The sequence below is a fragment of the Rothia sp. P7181 genome, assembly GCF_048513015.1.
In the GTDB taxonomy this organism is placed as follows: Bacteria; Actinomycetota; Actinomycetes; order Actinomycetales; family Micrococcaceae; genus Rothia.
Genome location: NZ_JBLXXZ010000009.1, coordinates 22,274 through 44,375 on the forward strand (window position 1 = coordinate 22,274; position 22,102 = coordinate 44,375).

The 22,102-nt window shown below is 48.1% G+C and carries 16 protein-coding genes and 1 tRNA gene; 3 read left to right on the forward strand and 14 right to left on the reverse strand.

From position 1 onward, the window contains the following. Positions 1-3: 3 nt before the first annotated feature. The 7 genes from prmC to argS all read right to left on the reverse strand — a co-directional run bounded on the left by prmC (position 4) and on the right by argS (position 10,217). A complete protein-coding gene (gene prmC, locus ACN08Z_RS05755) occupies positions 4-918 on the reverse strand; it encodes a peptide chain release factor N(5)-glutamine methyltransferase (protein ID WP_419103619.1) in 915 nt (304 codons plus the stop codon). Positions 919-922: 4 nt separating this feature from the next. Next, a complete protein-coding gene (gene prfA / locus ACN08Z_RS05760; RefSeq protein ID WP_419101483.1) occupies positions 923-2,002 on the reverse strand; it encodes a peptide chain release factor 1 in 1,080 nt (359 codons plus the stop codon). A 118-nt stretch (positions 2,003-2,120) separates the two neighbouring features. Next, a complete protein-coding gene (gene rho, locus ACN08Z_RS05765; RefSeq protein ID WP_419103620.1) occupies positions 2,121-4,169 on the reverse strand; it encodes a transcription termination factor Rho in 2,049 nt (682 codons plus the stop codon). Positions 4,170-4,549: 380 nt separating this feature from the next. Further along, entirely contained in the window at positions 4,550-5,554 is a 1,005-nt protein-coding gene (thrB, locus tag ACN08Z_RS05770; RefSeq protein WP_419103658.1) for a homoserine kinase, read from the reverse strand. A gap of 45 nt (positions 5,555-5,599) precedes the next feature. Then, the gene (locus ACN08Z_RS05775; protein ID WP_419103621.1) at positions 5,600-6,880 is read right to left on the reverse strand and encodes a homoserine dehydrogenase; all 1,281 of its coding nucleotides are present in this window, start codon (positions 6,878-6,880) and stop codon (positions 5,600-5,602) included. Positions 6,881-7,066: 186 nt separating this feature from the next. Beyond that, complete coding sequence (gene lysA / locus ACN08Z_RS05780) at positions 7,067-8,554, reverse strand: diaminopimelate decarboxylase (RefSeq protein ID WP_419103622.1); 1,488 nt, start codon at positions 8,552-8,554, stop codon at positions 7,067-7,069. A 1-nt stretch (position 8,555) separates the two neighbouring features. Further along, the gene (gene argS / locus ACN08Z_RS05785) at positions 8,556-10,217 is read right to left on the reverse strand and encodes an arginine--tRNA ligase (protein ID WP_419103623.1); all 1,662 of its coding nucleotides are present in this window, start codon (positions 10,215-10,217) and stop codon (positions 8,556-8,558) included. Positions 10,218-10,420: 203 nt separating this feature from the next. On the opposite strand from argS, the gene ACN08Z_RS05790 reads away from it, so the two are divergent. Further along, positions 10,421-10,493 (forward strand) — tRNA-Arg (locus tag ACN08Z_RS05790). A 141-nt stretch (positions 10,494-10,634) separates the two neighbouring features. After that, positions 10,635-14,885 carry an ATP-dependent RNA helicase HrpA gene (gene hrpA / locus ACN08Z_RS05795; protein WP_419103624.1) on the forward strand — a complete coding sequence of 1,417 codons (4,251 nt, stop codon included), beginning with the start codon at positions 10,635-10,637 and terminating at the stop codon, positions 14,883-14,885. Positions 14,886-14,983: 98 nt separating this feature from the next. Here the strand turns inward: hrpA and ACN08Z_RS05800 are convergent, their stop codons facing one another. Both ACN08Z_RS05800 and ACN08Z_RS05805 read right to left on the reverse strand, forming a co-directional pair. Further along, positions 14,984-15,382 carry an HIT family protein gene (locus ACN08Z_RS05800; RefSeq protein ID WP_419103625.1) on the reverse strand — a complete coding sequence of 133 codons (399 nt, stop codon included), beginning with the start codon at positions 15,380-15,382 and terminating at the stop codon, positions 14,984-14,986. Positions 15,383-15,420: 38 nt separating this feature from the next. Then, entirely contained in the window at positions 15,421-16,074 is a 654-nt protein-coding gene (locus tag ACN08Z_RS05805; RefSeq protein WP_419103626.1) for an MBL fold metallo-hydrolase, read from the reverse strand. Positions 16,075-16,213: 139 nt separating this feature from the next. Between ACN08Z_RS05805 and ACN08Z_RS05810 the strand changes: the two genes are divergently transcribed. Beyond that, complete coding sequence (locus tag ACN08Z_RS05810; RefSeq protein ID WP_419103627.1) at positions 16,214-16,639, forward strand: Fur family transcriptional regulator; 426 nt, start codon at positions 16,214-16,216, stop codon at positions 16,637-16,639. A gap of 24 nt (positions 16,640-16,663) precedes the next feature. Here ACN08Z_RS05810 and ACN08Z_RS05815 read toward each other — a convergent pair whose 3' ends face one another. The 5 genes from ACN08Z_RS05815 to ACN08Z_RS05835 form a co-directional block, all read right to left on the reverse strand. After that, the gene (locus ACN08Z_RS05815) at positions 16,664-17,566 is read right to left on the reverse strand and encodes a metal ABC transporter permease (RefSeq protein WP_419103628.1); all 903 of its coding nucleotides are present in this window, start codon (positions 17,564-17,566) and stop codon (positions 16,664-16,666) included. Then, the gene (locus ACN08Z_RS05820) at positions 17,563-18,417 is read right to left on the reverse strand and encodes a metal ABC transporter ATP-binding protein (protein ID WP_419103629.1); all 855 of its coding nucleotides are present in this window, start codon (positions 18,415-18,417) and stop codon (positions 17,563-17,565) included. The genes ACN08Z_RS05815 and ACN08Z_RS05820 overlap by 4 nt, the downstream gene beginning before the upstream one ends. A 4-nt stretch (positions 18,418-18,421) precedes the next feature. After that, entirely contained in the window at positions 18,422-19,498 is a 1,077-nt protein-coding gene (locus ACN08Z_RS05825; protein WP_419103630.1) for a metal ABC transporter solute-binding protein, Zn/Mn family, read from the reverse strand. A 180-nt stretch (positions 19,499-19,678) separates the two neighbouring features. Then, positions 19,679-20,755, reverse strand: a complete 1,077-nt coding sequence (locus ACN08Z_RS05830; protein ID WP_419103631.1) for a hemolysin family protein — start codon at positions 20,753-20,755, stop codon at positions 19,679-19,681. After that, the gene (locus tag ACN08Z_RS05835) at positions 20,755-22,101 is read right to left on the reverse strand and encodes a hemolysin family protein (protein ID WP_419103632.1); all 1,347 of its coding nucleotides are present in this window, start codon (positions 22,099-22,101) and stop codon (positions 20,755-20,757) included. The genes ACN08Z_RS05830 and ACN08Z_RS05835 overlap by 1 nt, the downstream gene beginning before the upstream one ends. Position 22,102: the final 1 nt, after the last annotated feature.

Genomic DNA, 22,102 nt, shown 5'->3' on the forward strand with positions numbered 1-22,102 from the left:
CTCTTAATTATTCTGCGAATAATTCGGTTTCTCACCGGCAGTATGTCGTGCACGAGAGGCTAAATCGTCAATAGATTCAATAGCATTGAACCCTAAAGACTCAAAAGTCTCAACCATCACCTCACGCTGAGTCTGAGCATGCTCCATGATGCAATACCCACCAGGCTTCAGAAGTTCAAAAGCCCGAGAGGCAATAGCCCGCGGAATTCTCATACCATCCTCACTACCACCATAAAGCGCCATATGAGGGTCGTGTTCACGGACTTCCACATCACACGGAATAGCGTTCTCAGGGATATACGGAGGATTACTCACAACAATATCGTAACTCCCCTCTTCTCCCTCGAGAGCATCTCTGGCATCAGCTTGCACCAAGCGAACGCCCGTTCCTTGAAGATTACGCTCTGCCCAAGCATACGCCAAATCGCTCAGCTCAACAGCTGTCACATCTACATGGTGTCGTTCTGTTGCCAAAGCCGCCGCAATAGCACCAGAACCAGTACACAAATCAAGAATACGGATAGGAGAATCTATAACAGAACGTAACCTATCCACACGCCCTAAAGCGTGTTCGACAAGAAGTTCTGTTTCAGGACGAGGAATAAAAACACCAGGCCCAACAGACAATTTAAGAGAACGGAAATACGCAACACCGGTAAGATGCTGTAGCGGAATCCGCTCAGCCCGCAAAGACACCAGTTTCTCGTATCCGGCAGGAACAGGCGCACCCACTAACGCTAAGGCTTGAACTCTCCCGCGAGAAATAACCTCTCCGGTTTCTTGTTCAAGAAGATGCGCTACAAGTAGCTGAGCATCAACCTCAGCCTGATCAATTCCAGCTTCTGCTAAGTGCGCCGATGCCCGACGAAGAGCGGAATCAAGCTCCTCATCGGGCATAAGCATAAACTCTGAACTCAAGAATCTAGTTCTCTTCCTGACCTAACTGCTCCAAACGAGCCGCTTCATCCATGGCAATAGCAGACTGAACGACCGCTTCGAGGTCTCCGTTAAGTACCGCATCAAGGTTATAGGACTTATATCCAGTACGGTGATCAGCAATACGGTTCTCAGGGAAGTTATAGGTGCGGATACGTTCAGAACGATCCATGGTACGCACCTGAGAATGACGCTTTTCAGCATTCTCAGCATCAATCTGTTCTTGCTGCCATGCCAGAAGACGAGCACGCAACACACGCATCGCCGCTTCACGGTTTTGAATCTGAGACTTCTCATTCTGCATAGCTACCACAATGCCAGTAGGCAAGTGAGTAATACGCACAGCAGAGTCTGTTGTGTTCACTGACTGACCACCAGGACCAGAAGAACGATACACGTCAATCTTCAAATCATTCTGGTTAATCTCAATTTCTTCAGGCTCATCCACTTCAGGAAACACCAAAACACCGGCAGCTGAAGTGTGAATACGTCCTTGAGACTCAGTAGCGGGAACACGCTGAACACGGTGCACACCGCCTTCGTACTTGAGATGCGCCCAAACGCCCTCTGCAGGGTCTGTTGACTGCCCTTTAATAGCAACCTGAACATCTTTATAACCGCCGACGTCGGTGCTCGTCGAAGAAATAATCTCGGTCTTCCAACCCTTAGACTCAGCATAACGAGAATACATGCGTAACAAGTCTGCAGCGAAAAGACTTGCTTCGTCTCCGCCTTCTCCGCCTTTGACTTCAAGGATGACGTTACGTCCATCGTCAGGGTCACGAGGAATGAGAAGACGATGTAATTTTTCGGAGGCCTCGTCAAGTTGTTGTTGTAGAACAGGGACTTCTTCAGCGAAGTCTGGGTCTTCGGAAGCCATTTCTTGAGCTGCTTGCAAGTCTTCAGTCAAAGTGTTGACACGATGATAAGCCTCAACGATACCGTTCAACTCAGAATAGCGTCGCCCCAGTTTACGGGCTTTACCCTGATCTGCGTGAACTGCTGGGTCTGCTAGTTGTTTCTGAAGATCAGCATGCTCATCAAGCAGAGACTGAATTTCGTACAAAATATGCCTTCTTTACTATCCGCGAGAGCGTCCATCCCTCGACTTTTAGTGCAAATAATAGTGGTCGATATGATACGTGTGTGCCGTCTCATCCAAAGACGGCACACACCAACTATCTCTAGTCTCCTGTATTCGTTCCCAAACCGGACTTTTGAACAGTCAAAAGGAACTCAACATTTGATTGGGTTTCGCGTAGCTTTGAGGTGAGTACGCCAAGAGCCTGCTCTTGTTCCAGACCAGCAAGAACACGACGCAAACGCCACATAATCTTAATTTCTTCTGGTGAAAGAAGATTCTCTTCACGGCGAGTACCCGAAGAGGTAACATCCACCGCAGGGAAAATTCGCTTATCTGCCAGCTGACGAGATAGACGCAATTCCATGTTGCCAGTGCCTTTGAACTCTTCGAAGATGACCTCATCCATCTTAGAACCAGTCTCAACCAATGCGGTGGCAAGAATGGTCAAGGAGCCGCCTTCTTCAATGTTGCGTGCTGCACCGAAGAATTTCTTAGGTGGGTACAGTGCCGCAGAGTCTACACCGCCAGAGAGGATACGACCAGAAGTCGGCGCTGAAAGGTTGTAGGCACGTCCCAAACGAGTCATCGAGTCAAGTAGAACGACAACATCCAGCCCCTGTTCAACAAGGCGCTTTGCGCGTTCAATAGCGAGTTCAGCAACGGTTGTGTGGTCGTCTGCGGGACGGTCAAAGGTCGAAGCAATCACTTCACCCTTGACAGTGCGCTGCATGTCGGTGACCTCTTCAGGACGTTCATCAACAAGCACCATCATCAAGTGAACTTCAGGGTTATTAGTCGTAATCGCATTAGCGATGGACTGAAGCATGAGAGTCTTACCTGCTTTAGGAGGCGAGACAATCAATCCACGCTGGCCTTTACCAATCGGTGCGATGAGGTCAACCACACGGGTGCCCAGTTTCTTCGCATCGGTTTCAAGACGTAGACGTTCTTGAGGGTATAGCGGGGTAAGTTTGCTAAAGTCACGACGGTTCTTTGAAGTCTCAGGGTCAAGACCGTTGATAGAGGTCAGCTGTAGTAGCGCGTTAAACTTTTGACGGTTGTTGTGCTTATCGTTTTCACGAGGAGCGCGGATAGCACCGACAATAGCATCGCCTTTACGTAGCCCGTATCGTTTGACTTGGTTCAAAGAGACGTAGACGTCAGAAGGTCCGGGGAGGTATCCGGAGGTACGGACAAACGCATAGTTTTCGAGGACGTCTAAGATACCGGCGACAGGAACGAGTACATCGTCTTCGCTGATTTCTGGTTCGTCGTAATCATTGTGATGGCGTCGGTTGTTTCGGTTGCGACGTTCGTTTTGGCGTTCGCGTCGGTTGTTTCGGTTGCGTCCACGGCGGTCTTCATCAGGACCATGTGAATTTTCGCGCTCGCCGCGGTCGTTACGGTCACGGTCTCCACGCTCGCGGTCACGGTCGCGGTCGTTACGGTCTCCGCGGTCACGGTCGTTACGGTCATGACGATTACGAGTACGCTTACGCTGAGGACGCTCATCATCCTCAAAACGTTCTGAACTCTCATCGGCAACAGAAACATCCTCAGCAGAAGTATTCTCTACCTCTTCAGAAGAAACGTTCTTCTTCTCATCATGCTTCTGCTCAGAACCCTTACGGCGACGATCAGTACGAGTACGAGTACGGCGAGTAGTCTTCTCAGATTCCCCCGCTTCCCCATTCTCTTGCTCCTGAACTGAAGATTCTTCAGAAGACTGTGAAAGGTTCTTCTCCTGAGCGTTACGGGAAGAACGACGACGCGTAGTTTTCTTTTCGCTCTTCTCGCTCTTTGACGGCTGAGCAGAATCTGCTTCACCCGCTTCGCTAGAAGTCTCTACCTCAGCAGCAGAAGATTCCTCAACCTTCTTTGCACCACGGACGGTACGCTTACGAGTAGTTTTTTGAGCTTTAGCAGGTTTCTGCTCCTGAGATTCAGCACTTTGCTCTTCGCGCTCAGCCATTGCACCACCACGCTGATGGTTAGAAATAGCTTCAACAAGATTAGATTTACGCATACGTCGTGCACCCGTAATACCTAGCTGTACTGCTAGAGATTGAAGCTGAGTAAGTTTGAGAGTGCTCAAAGACGGCGATTTAGTTTCCTCCGCACCAGCGGTACGGTCGGTAGTTTCAGCCAAGAAGGTTCCTTCCCCCTCGATATTCGAAATAAGATTCGGTAATGATCGGCACAACAGAATAAGTGCCACACCAGACATCAGATAGCCCAGTGAATAGTTAACCCACATGCATCCGCACACACCACACACCGACATCGAAAAAGTTGGTGATAGGGCAGACACAATATTCCAAGAAAACAAGGAAAAGAGTTTCTCAAGAGAATGTCATGTGAAAGTTAGACGTCCAAGCGCACGGCTATGCACATGCTTGAAAACGCATACGAATCGTAAAGTCTTCCATTACAAAATATCAGCACTTTACAACATAAAACACGAAATAGCTGCTTCTTAGCTATCCCGCCTTGTGTCAAAGAAACACCATTTTTCTTCACCATAAGAGGTCAGATAACGGTTTCTTCTCCAGTAACTATAGCACCTTCTCGATCAATATCTACAGGTAATACACGCCAAAAAAGCTTTTCTGACCCATATTCGCCAATATCAGAACGCTCAAGGCCCTCAGCAATAGCATCCATCACCTCACTACGCTCCGACATCGAACGGCCCAAAACCATCACCGTCGGCCCAGCACCAGAAATCACCGCACAGTACCCACGCTCACGCAAAAAACACACCAGTTCATACGACGGACGCATCGCATCAGCACGATACTGCTGATGCAACAAATCCTCGGTCGCCGCAAAAAGATGCTCCGGATAAGCATGCAAAGATTGAGTCAATAACCCCGTACGCGCAGAATTTACCGCAGCATCACGATGGCTCACAACCTCCGGAATCAACGCCCGAACACTAGCAGTAGACACCTCATACTCTGGAATCGCAACCACCGGAAAAATTTCTTCATGCACAGCAACATTCAACGTATGCCACTGCCCCAACTCGCCATACGACAACGCAAAATTACCCTCTAAACAAGGAGCAACATTATCGGGGTGCCCCTCCATATCCGAACAAATCGTCAAAAGTTCGGCAGCACCCTTACGCAAAGACTCAGGCAACAACGCATTAGCCGCATACACACCAGAAACAATGGCAGCAGCAGAAGATCCCAAACCTCGAGAATGAGGAATATTATTCTTCGCCCGAAGATGAAGACCAGGCAACCCCTCTAAACCGACAGCCTCCCACAGCCTCATCATCGCACGAACCACTAGATGAGAACTATCACGAGGCACACTCTGAGAACCAGCACCACAAATATCAAATTCTAAGCCCTCAGAAATGCGAGTCACCTCCAACTCATCGTAATGACACAATGCCACACCCAACGAGTCATAGCCCGGGCCCAAGTTAGCGCTCGTAGCAGGAACACGAACACTAACGCGCCGACCCACCGGAATATAATCCGCCACGAAACCACGTGAAATACCAGAAGAAACAGGCATAGAAGTCACACTTTCTCCACAAACACAACAGCACACAAGGAAAAATTACTCCCCTTCTACCGCCACAACAGAAATAATCTCGCGAACACTCTCAAGAGAATCCACAACAGCCATCGTCCGGCGTACCGAAATATCACTTGCACGGTGAGTAACCAAACGAATCACCGCAGAATCCCCCGAACGATCTTTCACCTGACGCACAGCCTGCAACGAAACCCCATGCTCAGCAAAAATACGCGAAACATTAGCCAGAACACCGAGCTTATCTTCAACCCGCAAACCAATAGCGAAACGAGTCACCACTTCGTCCATACCAACAGCACACAAACCAGCATAGGTAGATTCTGGAACGCCAGCACCACCAAGAACCATACGTCGCGCTAACGACACAAAATCACCTAACACGGCAGAGGCAGTCGGAGCACCGCCTGCACCAGGCCCATAAAACATCAGCTCACCGGCATCACGAGCCTGAACAAACACCGCATTATACGCATCATGCACAGACGCTAAAGGATGCTCACGCGGAACAAGCGTAGGACTAACACGAATATTAATCCCCTCACCTTGACGCTCACAAATAGCCAAAAGTTTAATAACATACCCATCTAATGCGGCAGCCTGAACGTCCTCCGCACTGATAGCACTAATACCCTCACAATGTACATCTGCCAGCGTAAACTCAGAATGAAATGCCAACGACGCCACAATTGCAGCCTTAGCAGCAGCATCAAGACCTTCAACATCAGCCGTCGGATCAGCCTCTGCATAACCAAGCTCTTGTGCCTGCGCTAAAGCATCAGAAAATTGCGCCCCAGTGGTATCCATCTGGTCAAGAATGTAGTTAGTCGTCCCATTCATAATGCCCAAAACACGTTGAATCTGATCCCCTGCAAGAGAATCACGTAACGGACGCAGAATAGGGATAGCACCAGCAACAGCTGCCTCATACGAAAGCTGAGCACCGCTAGCCTTCGCTGCCGCTTGAAGCTCAGCACCATGCTGCGCCAATAAAGCCTTATTACCAGAGACCACAGACTTACCAGCGTTAAGAGCACGAAGAATACGAGTACGCGCCGGCTCAATACCGCCGGTAAGCTCAATCACAACATCCGCAACGTCAATCAATGATTCCGCATCAGTTGTATACAACGATGCAGGAGCATTCCAATCACGAGAACTCGTTACATCACGTACAGCAATACCAATAAGCTCAATATCAGCACCGATACGCTGCCCTAAGGAAACAGCGTCCTCTAAAAGAATACGAGCAACTTGAGAACCAACAGTACCCGCTCCTAAAAGGGCTACCTTAATCTTTTTCATCGGGTACAACTCACCAATCTTTCTATGGATAAGGGGTGTATCGTCTCCTTCCCCATCACAGGAGAGAAGCGCTCATCAACTATCGTTATTTTTGCAGGTTCTACAAAAGAACGCACGCCTTAGCTTAGAGATATCCAAGCGTTACGGCAGTGCGTTCTTTTATGTCGTTATATGAATCAACATCAACTATTGTGTTATTTCTACATCATAAGAGAGCATCTCATCTTCGCTTTGACCGCGAACAATCACAGATGGCTCTTGATCAGTCGCTGTAGAAACCACCGGCGGACGCGTCAAATAGTTGTAGTTTGAGCTCAACGCATAGCAATACGCGCCAGTTGCCGGAACAGCCAACATGTCGCCGGCACGGATATCTTGTGGAAGATAAACATAACGCACCACGACATCTCCCGATTCGCAATGCTTACCGACCACACGAGAAAGCACCTGCTCCCCCGTGGGAGCACGATTCGCTAAAACTGCCGTATAGTCTGCTTCATACAAGACTGGACGAGCGTTATCACTCATACCACCGTCTACCGACACATACCGGCGGACACGCGTCTGACCATTCTCGTCTTCAACAGCAACATCTTTGACCGTTCCTACCGTATATAAAGTCATTCCAGAAGGACCAGAAATAGAACGTCCCGGTTCAAAACTCATATGAGGAATAGCCATCGACAGACGCGCACACGTTTGCGCAATAGAATCTGCTAGTTCTTGAGCAATATGTTCAGCTTCACGCGGAGTATCTGAGCAGATGTACCCAATACCGTAACCGCCACCTAAGTCAAGCTCAGCAAGGTTGATACCTAGACGCTGATTCAGATATTGCATATATTCAAGCACCTTTGTGGCAGCAGCGATAAAACCATCTGCCTCAAAAATTTGCGACCCAATATGGCAATGCACACCACGAAAATCAAGGTGTTGGCTTTGATGAGCTAACACCGCTGCAACCGTGGCATAAGAATCTTCTTGACCGATACCCAAACCGGTTAACGTCTGCGAATCTAACCCGCTCAGTTCAGCTGTCCCAGACACCAACGACTGACCAAATTTTTGATCTTCGTGTGCGGTTGCAATGAAATCATGAGTTGAGGCATGAACACCAGGGGTCAAACGTAAAAGTACCGGCGCAATAACACCCATCGACTCAGCAATCCGAGCAATCTGCTGAACTTCAGGCACAGAATCAGCGACGATACGACCAACACCGTACTCTAAAGCACGACGAATCTCAGCGTCAGACTTGTTATTACCGTGTAAAGCAACTTTATGTGCCGGCACACCGGCACGGATAGCTAAAGCGAGTTCCCCGCCCGAAGCAGTATCAAGGTAAAGCCCTTCGTCATCTGCCCAGTGAGCAACAGCGCTACACAGAAAAGACTTACCAGCATAGTAGATAGATACCGGCGCCCCGACTGCTTCAAAAGCTTGCTCAAAAGCAACTCTAAAGGTGCGAGCGCGCCGACGAAAAACAGACTCCGAAAAAACGTATTGTGGAGTGCCAAAACGTTCACGCAGCTGTTCAACCGGTGTTCCGTCAACGAGTAGTTCGCCAGATTCTGCCCGTGAAAAGTTTTGCTCCCAAATGGTAGGTTCAAGAACTTCTGGGTGTTCGGGCATTTGTAGCCACGACGGCACGTAAAGAGGTGTTTGGTCGCTCACGTTACATTCTTTCTGGTGCGGTTACACCCAGCAGGTATAGCGCGTTGTGAAGCACCTGTGCGGTGGCGTTGTTAAGGAGCAAGCGACTGCTATGTACGGCGGTAATTTCTTCGTCACCACGTGGTGCGACACGTGAAGAACCGTACCAGCGGTGGTATGTTCCAGCCAATGTTTCGGCGTAACGTGCTACACGGTGAGGTTCACGGAAGAGCGCTGCTTCTTTAACGGTGTTAGCGTATTCTCCGAGTACACCAAGGAGCTGAGCGTCGAGTTCAGAGTCAAGCGCTTGCGGGTCAAAGAGGTCGGTGTTTACCCCGGCAAGTTCTGCGTTACGTGCGACAGCGCAGGTACGAGCGTGTGCGTATTGAACGTAGAATACGGGGTTTTCGTTGCTCTGCTTGGTGAGCAGATCAAGGTCAATATCAATATTTGAATCCACAGAGTAGCGTGTCAGTGTGTAGCGTGCGGCGTCTACTCCAACTGCTTCGACGAGGTCTTCAAGGGTGACGATGGTTCCGGCACGTTTAGACATACGTACAGGTTTTCCATCTTTGACGAGATTGACGAGCTGACCAATCATCACTTCGACGCGATGTGGATCATCGCCAAGTGCGGCGGCAGCAGCTTTAAGACGTGCAGTGTACCCGTGATGGTCTGCACCAAGCATGTAAATGGCGATGTCTGCGGGGTTTTGTGCACGGTGAATCTTATCTTGGAAGTAGGCGATATCTCCGGCGATATAGGCGGCGTTCCCGTCAGATTTGATGACGACGCGATCTTTATCGTCACCGTAATCGGTAGATTTGAGCCACCATGCACCATCAGCGAAGTACAGGTTTGATGATTCTTTGAGCTTTTCGAGGAGCTCATCGACTTTTCCAGATTCGAAGAGGGAATTCTCGTGGAAGAACACATCAAATTCCACACCAAACTCTTTCAGAGAGCGTTTGATTTGGGAGAACATGAGTTCGACGCCTTCAGCGCGGAACACTTCTTGGGGGTCTTCACTCTCAAGAGCATGAGGGTGAGTTTTGAGAATGTCCTGAGCAATTTCAGAGATGTAGTTTCCACCGTAACCGTCTTCGGGTGCAGGTTCGTTTCGTGCGGAAGCAAGAAGGGAACGTGCGAAACGGTTAATCTGGTTGCCGTGATCGTTGAAGTAGTATTCTCGTACAACGTTTGCGCCTTGAGCTTCAAGAATACGTGCGAGAGAATCTCCTACCGCAGCCCAACGGGTACCACCAAGGTGGATAGGTCCAGTAGGGTTAGCGGAAACATATTCGAGGTTAATGGTTTTTCCGGCGAGGGTGTCGTTGTGTCCGAAGGCTTCTCCAGCTGTGACGATGGTGCGTGCAAGTTCTCCTGCTGCGCCTGCTTCGAGGACAATGTTTAAGAATCCGGGGCCTGCGATGTCTACCGATGCGACACCTGAAATATCTGATATGGGTTGAGCAAGAATCTGTGCAACTTCTCGAGGATTTTTACCCACTTTTTTAGCAAGTTGCAGAGCGATATTGGTCGCCCAATCGCCGTGTTCACGGTTCTTTGGTCGTTCCACTTTAACGGTGGGAAGTTGTTCTTCACCATTGAGGGTTAGTTCACCAGCGTTAACGGTGTTAGAGAGAATTTGTGCAATTGCCGTTGAGAGTTCTTCAGGTGTCATGCTGATAAGTTTACCTAAAAGTATCGGTGAGCCAAGTTTCTCTATAGGGTAAATCGTAGATTCGGCGTCTCCTCCCCACTTTTAGATGTTTTGTGTTGTTGATATTGCACCTAAATTGTTCATCGCAAATATCGTCTTCCTCGGGTGCTTCTGGTATCGTGGATAGTCGTTGCATCCATCGTCCGTAGACGATGTAGCACCGTGCCCCCGTAGCTCAGTGGATAGAGCACCAGTTTCCGGAGCTGGGTGTCGAAGGTTCGAATCCTTTCGGGGGCACTTTTTTCTTCCCCAAAGATACCTCGCCACCACAAAAACTATTCGACGTGATTCATCGTTACAAAGAATCAAGGTTACAAAGAACAAAGCCATTACGGCTTCTACCGCCCCACTGTGAACATCACCTAAAGTTGCGTACCCATGTCTGAGAAAAAAACTTCGCCTCAAGCCCCTTCTTTAAGCGCTCTTGCCGCTACTATTCATCACGCCCCGACCCGTATGAGCAGCTCATCAGCACAAGAGTCACATAAGAACATTCCTCGTTCATCTCGCGGTACAAGTAAATCTGGTGCCCCAAAGAATACACGGCGTTCCCGCCGTTCATCATCGCAGGGGGCAAAACAGCCACCAAAGCCACGGCGAGTTATTGCACCAGAAAGTATCACCTACCCTGCAGACCTTCCAGTTTGTACGCAACGACAAGAAATCATCGATGCCATTCGCTCTCACCAAGTTGTGATTGTTGCTGGTGAAACTGGTTCAGGTAAAACAACTCAGCTACCTAAAATTTGTTTAGAAATGGGATTAGCAGAATACGGCATGGTCGGTCATACCCAACCACGACGTATTGCAGCGCGCTCGGTAGCAGAACGTATCGCCGAAGAGTTAGGTGAAGAGCTCGGTCACACCGTCGGTTATCAGGTACGTTTCACCTCACAGGTGAGCGATACTTCTGCCATCAAATTAATGACTGACGGTATCCTCCTTGCAGAGATACATCACGATAAGCTGCTAACAAAGTATTCTGTTATCATCATCGACGAGGCACACGAACGTAGCCTTAACATCGACTTTATCCTCGGATACCTCAAACAGATTCTTCCCAAACGGCCAGATTTGAAGGTGATTATCACCTCGGCAACTATTGACCCAGAACGTTTTAGCCGACACTTTTGTGCAGAAGAACTCAGCGCCGACGACGAGCTACCCCCTCATGCGCCACCCATTATCGAAGTCTCGGGAAGAACCTACCCTGTTGAAATCAGGTATCGCCCGTTATCGGAAGAGACCGAACGCCCTGACGAAGACTCCGAAGACCTAGCAACAGAAGATAGAGACCCTATCGACGGTATTCTCGACGGCATCGTTGAGCTATCACGTGAAGGAAACGGGGATATCCTCATCTTTTTCGCCGGAGAACGAGAGATTCGAGATGCTCAAGAAGCTATTGAACAGCTTATCCGTAACACCCCTCAACTGCCCCGCTACGAAGTTTTACCGTTATATGCTCGGCTCTCTTTAACAGAGCAAAATCGTATTTTCCGTACCGGTTCAAAACCTCGTATTGTACTGGCAACAAACGTAGCAGAGACATCGCTAACCGTACCGGGTATCACCTACGTGATTGATACGGGCACGGCAAGAATCTCACGATACTCAGCACGCACCAAAGTTCAGCGTCTACCGATTGAAAGAATCTCTCAGGCAAGTGCACGGCAGCGTTCTGGTCGTAGTGGCCGTACCAGTGCCGGTATTGCGATACGGCTCTACTCTGAAGAGGATTTTCTTTCACGCCCAGAATTCACAGACCCCGAGATTCTACGCACTAACCTCGCCGCCGTCATCCTCAATATGAGCGCTATGGGTGTAGTTCAGTCCATTGGGGATATTGAGCGTTTCCCATTTGTGCAGAAACCTGAGAATCGAGCCATCAACGACGGCGTCGCCTTATTGAGAGAGCTCGGCGCATTAAGTATGAAACATTCTCATAGCCGACGTCGCGGTTCCTCACCACTGACCGCTATCGGGCGTGCCATGTCTAAGCTTCCTTTAGACCCGCGTTTGAGCCGTATGATAGTTGAAGCTCAAAAACGTGGATGTGCTAAAGAGATGATGGTTCTTGCTGCTGCGTTGACCATTCAAGACCCTCGAGAACGTCCCTACGAACAACGCGCACAAGCAGATACTTTCCACCGCCGTTTTGTCGACGATAACTCTGATTTTTCCAGTTTCTTATTGTTATGGCAGTATCTGCATGAGCAGCAAGAAGAACTTTCCTCATCACAGTTTAGAAAGCTTTGTCACCGCGAACATATCAACTTTTTGAGAGTTCGAGAATGGCAAGATCTCTTTGCGCAGCTACGCGATATTGCCCAAGAAGCAAAGATTAAGGTTAGCGCTGGGCGCATCATTGAGCCGGCAGCGCATGAAGAGAATTTGCACAAGAGTGTTCTTTCGGGTTTGCTCTCTCATATCGGGTTAAAAGATGAGCGCACACGCGGAGAATATCGTGGAGTCAGAGGAACACGTTTCCATATTTTCCCTGCTTCGTCACTATTCTCAAAAAAACCAGAATGGGTGGTTGGTGCAGAACTTGTAGAAACATCAAAACTATGGGCTCGAACCAACGCCAAAATATCCCCAGAATGGGTGGAAGAAGTCGGCTCGCACCTCGTTAAACGACAATATGATGACCCTCATTGGTCGGCTGCTGCTGGTGCCGTCCTCGCTCACGAGAAAGTAACATTACTGGGGTTGCCTATTATTGCTGACCGTAAAGTTCAGTACTCTCGTATTGATCCAGAATTATGTCGCGAGATATTTATTCGCTCAGCACTTGTTGAAGGCGACTGGAAGACACGACATCGTTTCTTCAAACGTAATCAGCGCGCTTTAGCCGATATTGAAGAGTTAGAGACGCGTCTTCGACGACGAGATTTACGTGTCGATGACCAAGCTCTCTTTGATTTCTACAATCAGCGTATTCCTGCCCATGTGGTCTCAGCACGACATTTTGATCGGTGGTGGAAAGAAGAACGTACTCGCAACGAACACCTTCTCGATTTTTCGACCGACCACCTCATCGATCAAGAAGCAGCCGATTACGATGAAAGCCAGTTCCCCCGAACGTGGACCGTTACCACAGACGGTGGTGAGCTACACCTCGATTTACGATATGAGTACGCCCCTCACCCCGTCGATACAGCATCATCTGCGCATACTGATGGTATTGCGGTGCAGATACCGTTACTCTTTTTGAACCAGCTCAGCCCAGAACCTTTCCAATGGCTTATTCCCGGTCTTCGTGAAGAACTCGTCACAGCATTAATTCGTTCATTACCAAAACAGATTCGCAAGAATTTTGTTCCAGCACCAGACGTTGCTCGCCAGGTCATAAAACTTTTAGACGAAGAATTTTCTCCGATAGAAGATGTTTTTGACCAGTCCGTGGCGCGGTGTCTTAAACAGTTGCGTTCAGTGCCGGTGCAGCCCGAAGACTTTGATCAGCAGAAGATACCTGAACATCTACGTTTCACGTTCCAGGTGCGTAATCATCAGAACGTTATCGTAGGAGAAGGAAAAGATCTTCTTGCTTTGCAAAGCTCTCTTCATGAACAGGTACGAAACGCGTTAGCCCAGTCATTAGGAGCTAGTGTTGAGGATATTGCGACACTTACTGCTCTAGGCAAAACGGCTCATACGGTCGCACAGTCTTCAGTGCCCAAACCATCACCACAGAAGAAAGCTGGCGCTGCGAGCCAAGGAGATTCGACAGCTTCTGATAGTTCAGTTCGTGAACGTTCAGGTCTGTTGCACTGGCCAGAAGAAGATTTTCCGCGAACAATAACTCGCACTATTGCAACCCAACAGGTTACGGGGTATCCGGCTCTTACCGATCAGCAAAAGAGCGTTGGTTTGCAGATTTTTTCGCAGGAGGTGGAGGCCTGCTCCTCACAACGTCAAGCGGTCATACGGCTGCTAAGTCTTGAGTTACCGTCGGTAGTTCGTTATGTTAGCGATCATCTTTCGCACCAGGAGAAACTGATTTTTACCCAGAATCCGCACGGTTCGGTAGATCAGTTGGTTCAAGATTGTTTAGCAGCTGCTATCGATCATCTCACCCCAGAAAACCCGCCATGGACGAAAGCTGAGTATCAGATACTTTATGATCGTGTACGAGCCGATTTAATAGATACTGTCTTTGAGGTTACGAAGCTTGTTGCAGATATTCTTCGTGAGTCTGCTGCTGTACAGAAAATGTTAAAGAAGGCTACCTCTTTATCGGTCATCCATGCTGTGAGCGATATGAAATCTCAGCAGGAGAATCTTGTTTACCCGGGGTTTGTCGCTCAAACGGGGTATCAGCATTTAGCGCATATTCCGCGCTATCTTCAAGGTATTTCACGCCGTCTTGAAAAGTTAGGGTCTCAGCTACATCGAGATCATCAGCAGATGCTCATTGTACAAGAACTCGAAGATTCCTATGATGAGGCAGTTAAATCTTTACCAGCTGGTACGCACGTTACCCAAGAGTTAAAAGATGTTGGCTGGATGACCGAAGAGCTACGCATCAGTTTCTTTGCACAAAATTTGGGCACAGCATATACGGTCTCCGAAAAACGTATCAAAAAAGCTTTACGTGAAGCGTTAGAAAAATCCTCTCGAAACTAGCTCATCTACGGTTGTACCGGTTCGTGCTGTTCAATGCTGTGGGGTGTGGGTAAAACTAGTGTCAGTTTTACCCACACCCCACAGCATATGGACGCGAGTTATTCTGCTAAGGCCTCACGTAAGGACTGTGCATGTTGTGCTAGTTCTTCTGGCGGAACGTCACGTTGGATAGCTTCGGGCGAGAAATCTGCCATGCTATTGGCAGGGTACACGTGAAGGTGAGTATGCGGAACTTCAAAACCAGCAATCATCAAAGCGCTACGTTCTGAGTCAAATACTGTACGTTGAGCTTGTGCAATTTTCTGTGCCACAGCAAAAAGGTGGTTACGTAAACCATCAGGTAAATCGACCCAATGGTCTATTTCTTCTCGAGGGACAACAAGCGTATGTCCAGGGTTCACTGGTTCAATCGTCAAAAATGCTGCGCATTGGTCATCTTCATAGACGATGTGTCCAGGTAGTTCGCCGGTCATAATTTTTGTAAAGATGGTGGTCATCAGGTGTTCTGCCTTTCTTTGAGCAGTTCGTCAAAACTTTAGGAGATTTCTACGCTCTCTTTGGGTTCAAGTAACGAAAATTCTGTTCCATACCGTGCGGCAAAGTTCTTCGTGTGTGTGCCAATCATCGTTCGACCAGAATCTGCTAAGAGGGAATCATGAATTTGGTAGGCACGTGGAGCACGTACTGAAGCCACAAAGTCAATAACCTCACCAATTTTATTCCACGGTGCGTGGATTGGAACAAGGAGCGTTTTAACGTTGACTCCATCAGGAACAACAAAATTGTCACCGGGGTGGTATAAGTTATCGTTGATAAAATACCCAACGTTAGGAATCATTGGGATGAGCGGATGAATCAACGCATGCTGACCACCAAATGTTTTGATATTAAAACCATCAAGAGTGATGCTTTCTGCACCAGCTACAGCCTGTATCTGGGAGTTAGGTAGGGTGCGAGACATCTGTTCTGCAACAGGCGCCGGCGCGTAGATACGCACTTCAGGATGTTCTTGAAGATAAGGGTCAACACGTTCAGGGTCATAATGGTCAGGATGCCCGTGGGTAATCAATAAATAGTCGGCGCCCTCGAGAGCTTCAGATACTTCCGAGAAGTTTCCGGGGTCAAGAACTAGTATTTTTCCTTCGTGTTCAAGACGAACACAAGAATGAGTGTATTTCGTAAGTTTCATGTATCCACCCTAATATGAGTGTGCTTTATAGTCTCTCAGATTATTCTAGAGATGGGGATAAATATCGCAATATAGCATATCTATATCCCCTAGTGTAAGGTGTTGAAAGTATATTTTCGGTGATATGAAGGGCTAGAGCATGATGGCTGAATCTCAGAACGCTAAACCTGAGGTACGCAATACAAAGCAGCGTCGCATTGTTAAAGCAACGTTAGAGGGCTTAGACGATTTTATCTCAGCGCAAGAATTACATATGCTCATGATCTCACGTCAAGAGGCTGTTTCTTTAGCGACAACGTACCGTATTTTGCAATCTTTAGCAGAATACGGTGAGGTGGACGTACTCAAAACCGAAGATGGAGAATCTATCTACCGTAAATGCGAAGTAGAACATCACCATCATCATTTACTCTGCCGCCGTTGCGGTGCTGCAGTTGAGTTAGAAGCACCTTCTATTGAGGATTGGGCCACAGCTATTGGAGCACAATACGGTTATACAGATATCGACCATGTTATTGAGGTAACCGGTGTGTGTTCCTTATGCCAGAAGAAAGACCTCCCCTAGCAGAGCTCTCGTTTTATACGATATTTATACCCGTGATGATACGCTCACGGTTCGACGTCCAGAGCCACTATAACGGCGACGTACTGCGCTGATAACACGGCTTATCAGATACAAAATGAAGGAAATGCTTGTAACGTATGGGCTAATCGGTAAAGAGCCAGCAAGCGCAAGCATAATGCCACCAACAATAGATATCTCGGCAAAAAGAATAGATAACGCTAACGCTTTTAACGGGTTAGCACTTAGTTGCAAAGCTGCAGCAGCAGGAGTAATCAGTAGCGCTAGCACCAATAGAGACCCTACAATCTGCACAGATAGGGCAACTGCGACTCCTAAAACTAGCATAAAAACCATCGACAAAAATTGCAGTGGTACGCCTTTAGCGCGAGCAACGTCAGGGTCTAAAGAAGCAAAAGTGAGAGGCCTCCAGATAGCGATAAGAATACCAATAATAAAGATGGCACCCACTATCATGTAGTTCAGTTGTGACTCATCAACAGAAACAATTTGTCCGGTCAGAAGATAAAACTTGTTACCAGAACGTCCAGGGTATAAGGACAAGAATAAGATGCCCATTCCTAACCCAAATGGCATCAATGCACCAATAACGGAGTTTGTACTATGTGTTTTCGAACCAAGTACGCCCATCAATAAAGCAGAGAGCACTGAGCCAACAAGAGATCCGGTGACGACGTTATATCCCAGCAGGAGAAACAGCGCTGCACCGGCGAATGACATTTCAGCGATACCGTGAACGGCGAATGCATGGTCACGCATCATGACGAAGGTGCCAACAAACCCTCCGATGAGTCCTAGTACTGCGCCTGCCAGAATAGAAGGCATGAGCAGTTCAACCAGTTCTCCATACCTGTCAAAAACAAAGATTTGTGAGAACAGGGAGGAACTATATGCAAGAGTATTAATCATGAGAGTTCTCCCGAGTTAGTGCAATGGGTGTGTTCTTCAACAGTTGCTCCTGGCGCGTGGTTTTCTCCACCAACGACGATATATCGTCCATTTGTTTTGATGACGCTCACCGGAGTCTGATAGAGGTTGGTCAGCACTTCACTGCGCATGACTTCTTCGACTGTTCCAATCGTAAAACGCCCGTTAGCAAGGTAGAGGACTCTATCAACATGGTCAATAATGGGGTTTATTTCGTGGGTTACGAAGATGACAGTCCCTTGCTGTTGGCGATTATATTGGTGGATGAGTTCAGCAACAGCGTATTGATGGTTTAAGTCAAGAGAAAGTAGAGCTTCATCGGCGAGAAGAATTTTTGGGTTATGTGCGAGTGCTTGGGCTATGCGGATACGTTGTTGTTCACCACCAGAGAGTAATCCTACGGGAACGTTTGCGTATTCTTCTGCGCCGACAGCTTCTAAAAGTTCTTCGACTTGTGCTTGTACTTTTCGTCGCCCGTGGGTCAGTATTCCCCAACGGTGCCCGTCGATACCTAAACGGACAACGTCACGGGCACGTAACGGGGTGTGTGCCGGCATCATTTTTTGTTGTGGAATATATCCGACGCCGGGGTGTCCGGTGCGTGCTGGGGAGCCAAGGATGCTGATTTTTCCTTGGCTGAGGGTTTCTAGTCCCAAAACAACTTTGAGGAATGTTGATTTTCCGGAGCCGTTGGGTCCAAGTACTGCAAAGTATTCTCCTTGTTCAACCGTGAGGTCAAGGTCTTTCCAGAGAGTTCTTTGCCCGTAGGAAAGTCCGCCTCCGCGAATGGTGATAGCAGTCTTAGAGGCGGACTTTGTGATGTTGTTGTGCATATTTTTAGGAAGTTAGTGATTTTTTGATGTTCTCAATGTTTTCTTTCATCCATCCTAGGTAGTCTTTCCCTTCAGGCAGGGTTTCGGTGAATGATACATGAGGAATCTGTGCTTCCTGAGCGTCTTTGAGCAGTTCTTCTGTTTGTGGTGAAGATGTCTGTTCATTGTAGGCGAAGAATCCAACCTGTTTTTCTTGGAGTTCTTCTTTAACCTGGTTCATGATTAATGGTGCAATGTCGCTACCGGATTCTACGGCTGAGGTTAGTTCTGAAGGTGTTGCGTCAGAGAATCCTGCCATGGTGAGTAGGTATCCGGGGACAGGTTCTGTTGCAATATATTTTTTGCCTTCAGCGTTAATTCCTCGAGTTTGTGAGATGAGTTCTCCCAACTCTGATTTAAATTTTCCGGCTGCTTGGCGGTATTGTTCAGCGTGCTCGGGGGCTTCTTCTGCGAGGTCTTCTGCGATAGCTCCCGCAAGTTTTTGCATAGCTACAAAGTCATACCAGACGTGTTCGTTAAAGTCCCCGTGATGATGGTGATGGTGTCCGTGCTCGTGGGAGTGGTCGTCACCATGCTCGTGGGAGTGCTCGTCCCCATGTTCGTGAGCGTGTTCGTGAGAGTGGGCGTGTTCGTCGCCGTGTTCGTGAGCGTGGTCGTCACCGTGCTCATGGTCGTGCTCGTGAGCGTGGTCATCATCTTTTTGAAGACCAGAAATCTCAACAGCATTCAGCACTTTCTGGTCTTTATGATCTTGACCAGCCATATTTTCAAGGAACTGATCGTAGCCACCACCGTTAAGCACCACCAACTGCGCATCTTTAACACTCAAACGGTCAGCACTAGTTGCCTCGTACGAATGAGGATCCTCGCTCGTTGAGTTAATAAGAGGAGTTACTTCGACAGTGTCCCCACCAATACTCTCAACAATATTTGCATACACATCAGTGCTCGTCACAACTTTAATAACGCCTTTTTCGGAGTTCTTCGCCGACTCTTCACTCTTTTCGACGGTGCTTCCACACGCACTTAAACTCAATGAAGCAATAGAAAGAAATGCGATTCCTGTCAAAAACTTTTTCATAGCGGGAGCTCCAAACTCTATAGACCTCTGAAAACGGTTCTCATTTAGCATACTCCATTATCAACTAAACATTGCTCATCACAACGAGTACTACATCACTTTTAGCACCAACACCCACCACCTAGAGCAAAAGGAGTAGACCGCCACCGGACTACCCCCTTTAAAAACTCTTATACCAACTTACGAACGACGCAAAGACACATCACGCTTACGCACATGTTCCTGAGTCGTATCTCTAATCTCGCCCACAAGCTGTTCTAAAACATCTTCCAAGAACAAGACACCATAAGACGTACCATCCGATGTTGCAACATGCGACACATGGCAACTCTTACGTTGCATCACAGCAAGAGCATCATCAATTTCCATCGACGGAGGAACAACCGACATCGGCCGAATAGACCCCCATGGTATTGCCTCCTTACGACGCTCCCCCACCACTGACAACGCATCTTTAACATGCACATACCCCAGATACGGGCCACCCTCTGAGGATTCAATCAAAAACCGAGAATAACCAGTATGAGCAACAGCGCGCTCAATATCTTCAGGAGTACTCGAACGAGGCAACGTCACAACATCAGAAGGCAGAATCATAATCTCCGAAACCTTCTTCTCAGAAAACTCTAACGCCCCAGAAAGCACACCCGAACCGTCAGCAACAGTTCCTTCAGCCGTCGACTCTGCAACAATATTCTGCAACTCATCCAACGTAAAAGTAGAAGACACCTCGTCCTTCGGCTCAATCTTCATCGCCTTAAGCGCACGGTCTGCAATGCTATTTAAAAACCAGACAATAGGCCCAAAAAGCTTTGAAAACCATACCAAAGGTGGAGCAATCCACAAAGCTACCCCCTCAGCCGCCAACGACACCGCAGCATTCTTAGGAACCATTTCACCAAGAATCACATGCAAAAACGTCACCAACACCAAAGCAAGCAAGAACCCTAAAGTATCCGCCACAGCAAGAGGAACACCCCAATGCTCTAACGGGCCAGCAACCATATGATGCAAAGCAGGCTCAGAAACGTTAAGAATCAACAACGAGCAAACCGTAATACCCAGTTGACAGGTTGCCAACATCAACGAAACGTTTTCTAACGCATAAAGTACCGTTTGCGCTCGCTTATTACCAGCTTGCGCTAAGGGCTCTACCTGAGAACGACGGGTAGACATAATCGCAAATTCACCGGCAACGAAGAAAGCGTTACCAGCTAAAAGCAGTACTAAAAGCAACATTGCGGTAATATCATTCATTATTTTTTACCCTCGTTAGCAGCTGCCAAAGTAGTTTTACGGTAGGGACCTTGCGGGATGAAACGAATCCGATCTACTCGCCGCTGTTCCATCGCCTCAATTTTAAAAGAGCCCTGTTCAATGGAAAGAGTATCTCCCACTTTGGGAATACGCCCCAGACGATCCATCACATATCCGCCCATCGTTTCGTAGGAGGCGTCGTCCTCAATGTGGAGAATGTTAATATACTCGTTGAGTTCGTCCGGTCGAAGTAGCCCCGAGAACAACCAGTCTCCATTACTGAGCATGAGTGGCCTGTCTTCGGTTTCAAGAAGCTCATGTTCGTCAGAGACTTCTCCAACGATTTCTTCGATGAGGTCTTCTAAGGTCGCCATGCCAGCAGTTCCACCATATTCGTCTAAGACGATAGCTAGCTGGAGTGCACCATTGCGTAGCTGTAACAGTAAAGAATCCAGATGAACAGTCTCAGGAACCTGAAGTATATTTTCCATCAAGGTTCCTGCTTGCAAGGTTTCACGCACCTCAATCGGAACACTTACAGCACGTTTAATGTGGACAACGCCCACAACGTTATCTTGATCTCCACGATAAATAGGAAAGCGAGAATATCCGGTCTTCTGTGCGGCTTTCACAACTTCAGCGACGCTTTCAGTATCTTCTAGCATGACAACTTTACGTCGCGGTGTCATCACGTCTGCAGCGGTGAGTTCAGCAAATGAAAGAGTTTTACCAACGAACCGTGCAGTATCAGAATCTAATACGCCTTGTTCTGCGGAACGTCGCACCATAGAAGAAAGCTCTTCCGGTGAGCGAGCACCAGAAAGTTCTTCTTTTGCTTCCATACCAAAGAGGTGAAGAATCTTATTAGCAGAGCCGTTCATGAGACGGACAAAGGGTGCGATGATTTTTGTGAAAACAAGTTGTGCGGGAGCTAATGCGCGTGCCACTTTATAGGCTTCGGCGATAGCGAGGTTTTTAGGGATAAGCTCACCGAGAATCATGGATAGCAAGGTGGCGATAACCATCGCAAAGATAAGGGTCAAGATATTAGCGATGCTATCGGGTAGTCCCCATGACGAAATAGTATCTACCACTAGGCTTTTCATGGCGTAGTCGAGAGTATAGCCGGTGAGCAAGGTGGTGATGGTAATGCCGATTTGGCAACTTGAAAGTTGTGTAGAGAGTGATTTGAGGCAACGGAGCACTTTTTCGCCGCCACGATCTCCAGAATCAATTTCTTTTTGCACTGCTGATTGGTCAAGTGCAACTAAGGAGAACTCTACGGCAACGAAGAACCCTGTTCCGAGAATCAGTAGAAGCCCTAGTAAAAGTAATATCCATTCCATC

What these genes read in the sequence shown, in the direction of transcription:
- ACN08Z_RS05800 (WP_419103625.1), bottom strand. Translation starts at nt 15,382, where the DNA reads ATGACCACCATCTTTACAAAAATTATGACCGGCGAACTACCTGGACAC.
- ACN08Z_RS05815 (WP_419103628.1), bottom strand. Translation starts at nt 17,566, where the DNA reads ATGATTAATACTCTTGCATATAGTTCCTCCCTGTTCTCACAAATCTTT.
- ACN08Z_RS05820 (WP_419103629.1), bottom strand. Translation starts at nt 18,417, where the DNA reads ATGCACAACAACATCACAAAGTCCGCCTCTAAGACTGCTATCACCATT.
- ACN08Z_RS05830 (WP_419103631.1), bottom strand. Translation starts at nt 20,755, where the DNA reads ATGAATGATATTACCGCAATGTTGCTTTTAGTACTGCTTTTAGCTGGT.
- argS (WP_419103623.1), bottom strand. Translation starts at nt 10,217, where the DNA reads ATGACACCTGAAGAACTCTCAACGGCAATTGCACAAATTCTCTCTAAC.
- ACN08Z_RS05835 (WP_419103632.1), bottom strand. Translation starts at nt 22,101, where the DNA reads ATGGAATGGATATTACTTTTACTAGGGCTTCTACTGATTCTCGGAACA.
- thrB (WP_419103658.1), bottom strand. Translation starts at nt 5,554, where the DNA reads ATGCCTGTTTCTTCTGGTATTTCACGTGGTTTCGTGGCGGATTATATT.
- ACN08Z_RS05810 (WP_419103627.1), top strand. Translation starts at nt 16,214, where the DNA reads ATGATGGCTGAATCTCAGAACGCTAAACCTGAGGTACGCAATACAAAG.
- ACN08Z_RS05825 (WP_419103630.1), bottom strand. Translation starts at nt 19,498, where the DNA reads ATGAAAAAGTTTTTGACAGGAATCGCATTTCTTTCTATTGCTTCATTG.
- ACN08Z_RS05805 (WP_419103626.1), bottom strand. Translation starts at nt 16,074, where the DNA reads ATGAAACTTACGAAATACACTCATTCTTGTGTTCGTCTTGAACACGAA.
- hrpA (WP_419103624.1), top strand. Translation starts at nt 10,635, where the DNA reads ATGTCTGAGAAAAAAACTTCGCCTCAAGCCCCTTCTTTAAGCGCTCTT.
- ACN08Z_RS05775 (WP_419103621.1), bottom strand. Translation starts at nt 6,880, where the DNA reads ATGAAAAAGATTAAGGTAGCCCTTTTAGGAGCGGGTACTGTTGGTTCT.